We start from the raw sequence: 9,727 nt of genomic DNA, 5'->3' as shown, positions 1-9,727 counted from the left end.
CCCGGCACGGTCTCGGCCGGATCGGCCTCGGCGTAGAAGTGCACGCCCTGGATCAAGGACGAGGCGCAGTTGCCGACACCGGCCACGGCCACTCGGATGGGATGCTGGGACACGGTTCTCCTTCGTCATGAGGTCGGCGACAGCTGCCATGCGTCTGCGCCAGGGCCCCATGGGATCGATGGTGGTCAGGTACTTGAGTGACAACGTGGGGTCGCTCCGGGGCTCGGGCCCCGGAGCGTGGTGGGCTCGGTCAGTGGCCGCGGTCGATCCACTCCTGCAGGTGCGGGGCCTCGGCCCCGACCGTGGTGGGGTCCCCGTGGCCGGTGAGCACCTCGGTGCCCTCGGGCAGGCTCAGCAGCCGATCACGGATCGAGTCGATGATCGTGGGGAAGTCGCTGTAGGAGCGGCCGGTGGCCCCGGGCCCGCCCTGGAACAGGGTGTCGCCGGAGAACACGGTCCCGTGCTCCCCGAGGTCGGGGGCGGAGAAGCACACCGAGCCCGGGGAGTGCCCGGGGGTGTGGAGGACCACCAGCCGGGTCCCGGCCACCGTGATGCAGTCGCCGTCGGCGATCTCGAGGTCGACGCCGGTGCCCGGGTGGACCTGCTCCCAGAGCATCGTGTCGGCCGGATGCAGGTGCACGGGCGCGCGGAGCGCCTCGGCCACCTCGAGCGCGGCGCGGATGTGGTCGTCGTGGCCGTGGGTCAGGAGGACGGCCCGGGTGTCACGGGCCCCCACCGCCGCGGTCACGGCCGCGGCGTCGTGGGCGGGGTCGATCACGACGCACTGCTCGTCGTCGCCGACGATCCACACGTTGTTCTCGACCTCCCACGTGCCCCCGTCCAGGGAGAAGGTCCCGGAGGTCACCAGCCGCTCGATCCGGGCCCGCCCGGCGGGGCCGGCTGCGCCGTCCGCAGGTGCCGTCCCCGGCTCGTGCTCCGCGCGGCCCGCCCCCGGGACCGGGGTCCCGCCGGAGACGCATCCGGCGCTCATCGCGCGGCCTCGTGGGTCCCGCCGGTCACCACGCCCGGGGCGGGGGCTGTCTCCGGGCCCCATGCCCGGGTCCTGGCCCGGGGCACCGCACGGTCGACTCGGCGCATCGCCACTTCCTCTCTGCCGGGGTGACCGGCCCCCGGTCACCGGTGGCCGATGAGCAGGAGCGGGTCCGCGTCGCCGGCCGCGACCGGTACGTCTTCAACACGCGCAACGCACAGCGTAATGCGCAACATGGTGGGGAAAGTCTCCGGGAGGCCGCCGGTCCTGTCAAGGGACGTCGCCGCGGTGCCGTGCCCGGCCGCCTGGCGGGCCGCCCGGTCACGGCGGAGCCGGCGTCACCGGTGACGGCCGCTCCCGTCGAACCGCATCCGCTGGAGGATCACGGCGGGGATCTCCTCGACGGGCACGCAGGCGGAGCCGACGTGCGGGATGGCGTTCAGGACGTGCATCTCCTCGGCCCGACGGCCGCGTCCCTCACCCGCCGGAGACCACGTCCCGCCCGATCGTCTCCCGCAGGATCTCGCTTGTGCCCCCGAAGATCGTCAGCAGCCGGGAGGCGAGATAGGCCTGGGCCACGGGGTAGTCGAGGATGTAGCCGTAGCCGCCGTGCAGCTGCAGGCACCGGTCCGTGACGGACTTCGCGCGCTCGCTCGCCCAGTACTTGGCCTTGGAGGCCCCGACGACGTCGAGCGCCCCGGCGTTGAACGCGTGCACGGCCCGCTGGACGTAGGCCTCGGTGACCTCCACCTCGACCGTCAGCTCGGCGACCTCGAACCGGCAGTGCTGGAAGTCCAGCACCCGGGAGCCGAAGGCCGTGCGCTCCCCGACGTGCTCCAGGGTGGACTCCAGGGTCGCGCGCGCCACGGCGCTCGCGGCCACCGCGACCGCCAGCCGCCCCTGCGGCAGCAGCTGCCGGATCTGCCGCAGCCCGCCGCCCTCGGCACCGATCAGGTGCGCGCCGGGAACGCGGACGTCCTCGAAGAACAGCTCGGCGGTGTCCGAGGCCCGCACGCCCATCTTGTCCAGCTGTTTGCCGACCACGTAACCGGGGGAGTCCGCCTTGTGCACCAGGAAGAGGCTGAAGCTGTCCTCCCCAGCGCGCTCGGTACGCCCGTCCGTGCGGGCCAGCACCAGGGCGGCGTCCCCGCCGACCCCATTGCCGATGAAGGTCTTCTGACCGTTGAGCACCCAGTGCTCGCCGTCGCGCACGGCCCGCGTGCGCACCCCGCGCAGGTCGGAGCCGGCGCCCGGTTCGGTCCAGGCCACGGAGGTGACCAGTTCCCCGGTGAGGATCCGCGGCAGCCACCGCTCCTGCTGCTCCGCGGTGCCGTGGGCGAGCAGGTGGGGCAGCACCCAGTCGTCGCCGAGGTGCAGCGCCAGGGCCACGCCGAGGGCTCCGCCGCGGACCAGCTCCTCGTCGAGCACGGCGCGGAACCGGTAGTCGGTCAGGCCCATGCCGCCGTGCTCCTCCGGCACGGCGAGCCCGAGCAGGCCCGCCTCCCCGGCGGCGCGCCACATGCTGCGCGGCATCAGGTGCTCGGCGTCCCACCGCGCGTAGTGGGGGGCGACCTCGCGCGCCACGAACTCGCGCGCCACGTCGCGGAACTCCTCGTGCTCCTCCTCGAAGAAGGGCTGGACGGGCGGGGCGGGGGTCACGGGGAGCCTCCTGTGCTGGTGGGGCCCGGATCGCCGGTGGGCTCCGGGCCACCGGTGGGGTCCGGGGGGAACGCGGTGCGCAGCGCGGCCCAGGTCATCTCCTCGAGGGCGGCCCGGGCGGCGTCGAGGCGCTGTGCCTCCTGCGGGGCGCGCAGCCGCTGCGCGGCCCGCAGGGAGTGTGGGGTGGAGTTGATCAGCCCGAAGGCGGCCTGGGCGCGCAGGGTGAGGTCGGCGGCCTCGCGGGCGGGGGCGAGCTCGCGCAGGGCCTCGACCCACAGGGTCACGTAGCCGCGCTGGAGCACGCGCACCGTGCGGCGGTCCTCGGCCGTGAGGTGGGGCAGCTCCCGGTCCTGCACCACGATCACGGCGGGGCGGTGCAGGGCGAAGTCGACCTGGAAGCGGACCAGGTCCCGCAGCCGCCGCCGCGGGTCGGGGGCGTGCCGGGCCACCTCGCGGCCGCGCTCGAGCAGGTCGTGGCTGACCTCCAGCAGGACCGCGCCCAGGACGGCCTGCTTGCTCGCGAAGTGCCGGTAGACCGCGGGTCCGCTGACGCCCGCGGCCGCGCCGATGTCGTCGATCGAGACCCCGGCGAAGCCGCGTTCGGCGAAGAGCGTGGCGGAGGCGGCGAGCAGGTCCTGCCGGCGCCGGGCCTTCGCCTGCCCGCGCACCGTCGTGGGCGCCGGGGCGGGTCGGCGGTCGGTCTGCGGCATGCGGTCCTTCTTCCGGGGAGGAGGCGGGCGTTCCTGGACATTCTAGTGAGTCGCCACTAACCTGACGCTCAGGTTAGTCGCCACTAACCGAAGTGGCACCCGGGGCCGCGTCGGGACGGAGGAGCGGATGCGCACGCTGAGCACCCAGGTGGATCCGGGCGGCCCGGACTTCGCCGCCAACGCGGCCGCCCAGCGCCGGCTCGTCGAGGAGCTGGAGCGGCGCCTGGACCGGGTGGCGCAGGGCGGGCCGCCGGCCTCGCGGGCGCGGCACGTGGGCCGGGGCAAGCTGCTGCCGCGGGAGCGCGTGGACCACCTGCTCGACCCCGGCAGCCCGTTCCTGGAGGTCGGCGCGCTGGCGGCCGAGGGGATGTACGGCGACGAGTGCCCCGCGGCCGGGCTGATCGCCGGGATCGGGCTCGTGCACGGCCGGCAGGTGATGGTCGTGTGCAACGACGCCACGGTCAAGGGCGGCACCTACTACCCCCTGACGGTCAAGAAGCACCTGCGCGCCCAGGAGATCGCCCTCGAGAACCGGCTGCCCTGCGTCTACCTCGTGGACTCCGGCGGGGCGTTCCTGCCGATGCAGGACGAGGTCTTCCCGGACCGCGAGCACTTCGGGCGGATCTTCTACAACCAGGCGCACCTCTCGGCCGCGGGCGTCGCCCAGATCGCCGCGGTGCTGGGCTCGTGCACCGCGGGCGGCGCCTACGTGCCGGCGATGAGCGACGAGACCGTGATCGTGCGCGGACAGGGCACGATCTTCCTCGGCGGCCCGCCGCTGGTGAAGGCCGCCACCGGCGAGGAGGTCACCGCGGAGGAGCTGGGCGGCGGCGAGCTGCACGCGGCCGTCTCCGGGGTGGTCGACCACCTCGCGGAGAGCGACGAGCACGCCCTGGAGATCGTCCGCGACATCGTGGCGACCCTGCCCCCGCCCGCCCCGCGCGCCTGGCCGGTGCGGCCCGCGGAGCCCCCGGCGGTGGCCGAGGACGAGCTGGCCGGGGCGGTCCCGGTGGACCCCAACGCCGGCTACGACGTGCACGAGGTGATCGCCCGGCTCGTGGACGGATCCCGCTTCGCCGAGTTCAAGGCGGAGTACGGCACCACGCTCGTCACCGGCTTCGCCCACCTGCACGGCCACCCGGTGGGCGTCGTGGCCAACAACGGGGTGCTCTTCGCCGAGTCCGCGCTGAAGGGCGCCCACTTCGTCGAGCTGTGCGACCAGCGCGGGATCCCGCTGCTGTTCCTGCAGAACGTCACCGGCTTCATGGTGGGCCGCGACTACGAGGCCGGCGGCATCGCCAAGCACGGCGCCAAGATGGTCACCGCCGTGGCCACCACCCGGGTCCCGAAGCTCACCGTGGTGATCGGGGGGTCCTTCGGGGCCGGCAACTACTCCATGTGCGGGCGCGCGTACTCCCCGCGGTTCCTGTTCCTGTGGCCGCAGGCGCGGATCTCGGTGATGGGCGGGGCCCAGGCCGCCTCGGTGCTGGCCACCGTCAGGGCCGAGCAGCTGGCCGCCCGCGGGCAGGACTGGGACGCGCAGGAGCGGGAGGCGTTCATGGCACCCGTCCGCCGGCAGTACGAGGAGCAGGGCAACCCCTGGTACTCCACCGCCCGGCTGTGGGACGACGGCGTGATCGCCCCCTCCGACACCCGCGAGGTGCTCGGGCTGGCCCTCGAGGTCTGCTCCCGCGCCCCGCTGCCCCGGGCCGGCTTCGGCCTCTTCAGGATGTGAGCCCCGTGAGCACCGGCACGCCCCCGCACCGCTTCGACGTCGTCCTCGTGGCCAACCGCGGCGAGATCGCCCGCCGGATCCTGCGCACCCTCAGGGCGCTGGGCATCCGCTCGGTCGCGGTCTACAGCGCGGCCGACCGCGACGCGGTGCACGTGCGCGAGGCCGACGTGGCCGTGTGCCTGGGCCCGGCCGCCCCGGCGCAGAGCTACCTGCGGATCGATGCCGTGGTCGAGGCCGCCCGCGCCACCGGGGCGCAGGCGGTCCACCCCGGCTACGGGTTCCTCTCCGAGAACGCGGACCTGGCCCGCGCGTGCGCAGCGGCCGGCATCGCCTTCGTCGGCCCCGGCGCCGAGGCCCTGGAGATCATGGGGGACAAGATCCGCGCCAAGCGGCACGTGGCCGCCGCCGGGGTGCCCACCGTGGCCGGGGTCTCGGAACCGGGGCTCGACGACGACGCCCTGGTGGCCGCCGCCGCGGGCATGGACTACCCGCTGCTGATCAAGCCCTCGGCCGGGGGCGGCGGCAAGGGCATGCAGGTGGTCGAGTCCCCCGAGCGGCTGCCCGAGGCCCTCGTCGCGGCCCGCCGGGTCGCGGCCGCCGCCTTCGGGGACGACACCCTGTTCCTGGAACGGCTCGTCGAGTCCCCCCGGCACATCGAGGTCCAGGTCCTCGCGGACACGCACGGGGCCGTGGTGCACCTCGGCGAGCGCGAGTGCTCGCTGCAGCGCCGGCACCAGAAGGTGATCGAGGAGGCGCCCTCGCCGCTGCTGGACCCCGCCACCCGGGAGCGGATCGGGCGGGCCGCCTGCCAGGTGGCCCGCTCGGTGGGCTACGCCGGCGCCGGGACCGTGGAGTTCCTCGTGGCCGCGGACCGGCCCGAGGAGTTCTTCTTCATGGAGATGAACACCCGCCTGCAGGTCGAGCACCCGGTGACCGAGCTGGTCACCGGCGTGGACCTCGTGGCGCACCAGCTGCGCGTCGCCGCGGGGGAGCCCCTCGCCCTGGCCCAGGAGGACGTGGTGCTCACCGGCCACGCGGTGGAGGCGCGGGTCTACGCCGAGGACCCCGCGCGCGGCTTCCTGCCCACCGCCGGCACCGTGCTGGCGCTCGAGGAGCCCTCCGGCCCGGGGATCCGCGTGGACTCCTCGCTGGCCGAGGGCCTGACGGTGGGCTCCGACTACGACCCCCTGCTGGCCAAGGTGGTCGCCTGGGGCGAGGACCGGGCGCAGGCCCTGGACCGGCTGGACGCCGCCCTGGCGGGGACCGTGGTGCTCGGGGTGGGCACCAACACCGAGTACCTGCGCGCCCTGCTCGCCGACCCCGCCGTGCGCGCCGGGGATTTGGACACCACCCTCATCGAGCGGCGGCTGCCGGAGCTGCAGTTCGCCGCCCCGGACGAGACCCACTTCGCCGCCGCGGCCGCCTTCCTGCACACCCGCAGCCCCCGCCCCGACCCCGGTTCCGGGCCGTGGGCCCGCACCGGGGGCTGGCGGCCCACCGGCCGGGCGCGGCCCGCCGTGGAGCTCGTCCACGGGCTGGGGCAGTCCCGCCGCACCGTCGTCGACGACGGCGTGCGCCTGGTGCCCCTGCCCGGCCGCTCGGCCGCGCACCTGCTGGAGACCGGCGGGACCGCCCGCGTCGTCCACGTCGCGGCCGGGCCGGACAGCGTCTGGGTGGGCGAGGGCGGGTTCGCCGCCGAGCTCCACGTGCTGACCCGCGAGGAGCGGCTGGAGCGGGCGCTCGCGGCCCTGGAGGGCGCGGCGGGGCCCGCCGCGCCCGAGCTGCGCTCGCCCATGCCCGGCACCGTCGTCGCGGTGCCCGCGGCCGCGGGGGAGCGGGTCGCGGAGGGACAGACCGTGGTGGTCGTCGAGGCCATGAAGATGGAGCACCGGCTGACCGCCCCCACCGCCGGGACCGTGGAGCTGTCCGTGCGGGCCGGGGAGCGGGTCAGGGTGCACCAGGTGCTCGCCCGCGTGGTGCCCGACGTCCCCGGCGCCGCACCCGGCGCCGGTCCGGCGGCGCCCGGGAGCCCGCCGTCCACCGATCCGACCCGTCAGGAGCACCGGCCATGAACTTCGAGCTCGACGAGGAGCACCAGGACCTCTCCGACACCGTCCGGGAGTTCGCCGACGAGGTGATCGCCCCCGTCTCGGCCCGCTACGACCGGGAGCACGCGTTCCCCTACGAGATCGTGGCGCAGATGGGCGAGCTGGGGCTGTTCGGCCTGCCCTTCCCCGAGGAGTACGGCGGGATGGGCGGGGACAGCCTCGCCCTGTGCCTGGCGCTCGAGCAGATCGCGCGGGTCGACCAGTCCGTGGCCATCACCCTCGAGGCCGGGGTGTCGCTGGGCGCCATGCCGATCTTCCGCTTCGGCACCGAGGAGCAGCGGCAGCGGTGGCTGCCCGACCTCGCCGCGGGCCGGGCGCTCGCCGGCTTCGGGCTCACCGAGCCGGAGGCCGGCTCCGACGCCGGGGGCACCCGCACCACCGCGCGGCGGGAGAACGGGCAGTGGGTGGTCGACGGCGCCAAGGAGTTCATCACCAACTCCGGCACGGACATCACCCGCCTGGTCAGCGTCACCGCGGTCACCGGCACCACGCAGCTGCCGGACGGGCGGGCCGGCAAGGAGATCTCCACGATCGTCGTCCCCACGGACACCCCCGGCTTCCGCGCCGGGAAGGCCTACGACAAGGTCGGCTGGAACGCCTCGGACACCCACCCGCTGTCCCTGCAGGACGTCCGGGTCCCGGAGGACCACCTCCTGGGCGAGGAGGGACGCGGCTACGCCAACTTCCTGTCCGTCCTCGACGAGGGCCGCATCGCCATCGCCGCCCTGGCCACCGGCGCGGCCCAGGGCTGCGTCGAGGAGTCGGTGCGCTACGCCGGGGAGCGCACCTCCTTCGGCCGGCCCATCGGGAACCACCAGGCGATCTCCTTCAAGATCGCCCGCATGCAGGCCCGCGCGCACACCGCCCGCCTGGCCTACTACGACGCCGCGTCCCGGATGCGCGCCGGGCGGCCGTTCAAGACGCAGGCCGCGATCGCCAAGCTCGTGGCCGGGGAGGCCGCGATGGACAACGCCCGGGACGCCACCCAGGTCTTCGGCGGCTACGGGTTCGTCAACGAGTCCCGGGTGGCCCGCCACTACCGCGACTCCAAGATCCTCGAGGTCGGCGAGGGCACCACCGAGGTGCAGCTCATGCTCGTCGCCCGCGAGCTGGGACTGTGAGGGGGCGGCCGTGAGCGCACCGCGCAAGGTGGTCCGCCAGCGCGGGCTGTGGTTCGAGGAGTTCGAGGAGGGCACCGTCTACGAGCACGCCCCGGGACGCACGGTGACCGAGGCCGACAACGTCCTGTTCACGACCCTCACCATGAACACCCAGTCCCTGCACCTCGACGCCGCCTGGGCCGGGCGCCAGCCCTTCGGACAGCGCCTGGTGAACTCGATGTTCACGCTCTCCACCCTCGTGGGCGCCTCCGTGGCGCAGCTGACCCAGGGCACCGTCGTGGCCAACCTCGGCTTCGAGGAGGTGCGGTTCCCGCACCCGCTGCACCACGGGGACACCCTGTACTCGTCCTCCGAGATCCTCGGCACCCGCCCGTCCTCCTCCCGGCCCGGGCAGGGCGTCGTGCGGATCAAGCACGTCGGGCGCAACCAGGACGGCGTGGTGGTCGCCGAGTGCATCCGCTCCGTGCTCGTATGGGCCCGCGATGCCGCCCCGCGGTGACCCCGGAGCCCCGGACCCCGTCCCGCGCCCGCCCCGCCACCCGAGAGGAGAGCCGCCCGTGACCGACGACCCCGTCCTCGGCCCGGCCCTGCTGTTCTGCCCGGCCGACCGTCCCGACCGCTACGCCAAGGCGGCCGCGCGGGCCGACACCGTGGTCCTCGACCTCGAGGACGCGGTCGCCGGGCCGGACCGGCCCGCCGCCCGGGACGCCCTCGTGGCCACGCCCCTGGACCCGGCCCGCACCGTGGTGCGGGTCAACGCCGTGGGCACCGAGGACCTCGCCCACGACCTCGTCGCCCTGCGGCGCACCGCGTACACCACCGTGATGCTGCCCAAGGCCGCCTCCGCCGAACACCTCGCCGTCGCCGCGGAGCTGGGCCTGGAGCGGGTGATCGCCCTGTGCGAGACCGCCGAGGGGGTCGTGCACGCCCTCGGGATCGCCCGCGCCCCCAACGTGGTGGCGCTGATGTGGGGCGCCGAGGACCTGCTCGCCTCCCTGGGCGGCAGCTCGTCCCGCCGCCCGGACGGCGCCTACCGGGACGTCGCCCGGCACGCCCGCTCCGTGATGCTGCTGGCCGCCGGCGCCGCCGGCAAGCCCGCGATCGACGCCGTGCACGTCGACATCGCCGACCTCGACGGGCTGCGCGAGGAGGCCCTCGACGCCGTGGCCTCCGGCTTCGCGGCCACCGCCTGCATCCACCCCGGCCAGGTGGAGACCGTCCGCGCCGCCTACCGCCCCGCCGAGGAGGAGCTCGCCGCCGCCCGGGAGCTGCTCGCGGCCGCCCGGGACGCCGCCGGCGTCTTCACCTTCCGCGGGCGGATGGTCGACGAGCCCCTGCTCCGCCACGCCGAGCGGCTCGTGCGCCGCGCCGGCGGCTGAGCCCCCGTCTCCCGCCCACCCGTC

Annotated in this window: 8 protein-coding genes and 1 pseudogene; 5 read left to right on the top strand and 4 right to left on the bottom strand. The window is 75.2% G+C overall.

Features of this window, described 5'->3' with window-relative positions; all coding sequences use genetic code 11:
- From ACWCOM_RS18235 to ACWCOM_RS18220, 4 genes and pseudogenes are all read right to left on the bottom strand, one after another.
- Window positions 1-113 (bottom strand): annotated as a pseudogene (locus ACWCOM_RS18235) (inositol-3-phosphate synthase); the annotation flags it as partial.
- Between the two features lie 137 nt (window positions 114-250).
- Window positions 251-991 carry an MBL fold metallo-hydrolase gene (locus tag ACWCOM_RS18230; RefSeq protein ID WP_454550165.1) on the bottom strand — a complete coding sequence of 247 codons (741 nt, stop codon included), beginning with the start codon at window positions 989-991 and terminating at the stop codon, window positions 251-253.
- Window positions 992-1,468: 477 nt separating this feature from the next.
- Window positions 1,469-2,650, bottom strand: a complete 1,182-nt coding sequence (locus ACWCOM_RS18225) for an acyl-CoA dehydrogenase family protein (protein ID WP_454550164.1) — start codon at window positions 2,648-2,650, stop codon at window positions 1,469-1,471.
- Window positions 2,647-3,360, bottom strand: coding sequence for a TetR/AcrR family transcriptional regulator (locus ACWCOM_RS18220; protein WP_454550163.1), 714 nt, complete (start codon window positions 3,358-3,360; stop codon window positions 2,647-2,649). Before ACWCOM_RS18220 ends, ACWCOM_RS18225 begins: the two co-directional genes overlap by 4 nt.
- 127 nt (window positions 3,361-3,487) lie before the next feature.
- Between ACWCOM_RS18220 and ACWCOM_RS18215 the strand changes: the two genes are divergently transcribed.
- The 5 genes from ACWCOM_RS18215 to ACWCOM_RS18195 are packed head-to-tail and all read left to right on the top strand — an operon-like array spanning window position 3,488 to window position 9,703.
- Window positions 3,488-5,095, top strand: coding sequence for a carboxyl transferase domain-containing protein (locus ACWCOM_RS18215; protein ID WP_454550162.1), 1,608 nt, complete (start codon window positions 3,488-3,490; stop codon window positions 5,093-5,095).
- Window positions 5,092-7,167: an acetyl/propionyl/methylcrotonyl-CoA carboxylase subunit alpha gene (locus tag ACWCOM_RS18210; protein ID WP_454550161.1), complete on the top strand. Its 2,076-nt coding sequence runs from the start codon at window positions 5,092-5,094 to the stop codon at window positions 7,165-7,167. Before ACWCOM_RS18215 ends, ACWCOM_RS18210 begins: the two co-directional genes overlap by 4 nt.
- Window positions 7,164-8,324: an acyl-CoA dehydrogenase family protein gene (locus ACWCOM_RS18205; protein ID WP_454550160.1), complete on the top strand. Its 1,161-nt coding sequence runs from the start codon at window positions 7,164-7,166 to the stop codon at window positions 8,322-8,324. The genes ACWCOM_RS18210 and ACWCOM_RS18205 overlap by 4 nt, the downstream gene beginning before the upstream one ends.
- A gap of 10 nt (window positions 8,325-8,334) precedes the next feature.
- Window positions 8,335-8,823 (top strand): MaoC family dehydratase, encoded by a 489-nt coding sequence (locus ACWCOM_RS18200; RefSeq protein WP_454550159.1) that lies wholly within the window; start codon window positions 8,335-8,337, stop codon window positions 8,821-8,823.
- Between the two features lie 58 nt (window positions 8,824-8,881).
- Complete coding sequence (locus ACWCOM_RS18195; RefSeq protein WP_454550158.1) at window positions 8,882-9,703, top strand: HpcH/HpaI aldolase/citrate lyase family protein; 822 nt, start codon at window positions 8,882-8,884, stop codon at window positions 9,701-9,703.
- Window positions 9,704-9,727: the final 24 nt, after the last annotated feature.

The sequence above is a fragment of the Kocuria sp. KH4 genome (assembly GCF_053711175.1).
Note: the sequence above shows the minus strand (reverse complement) of the source record. Positions and strands in the feature narration are given on the sequence as shown.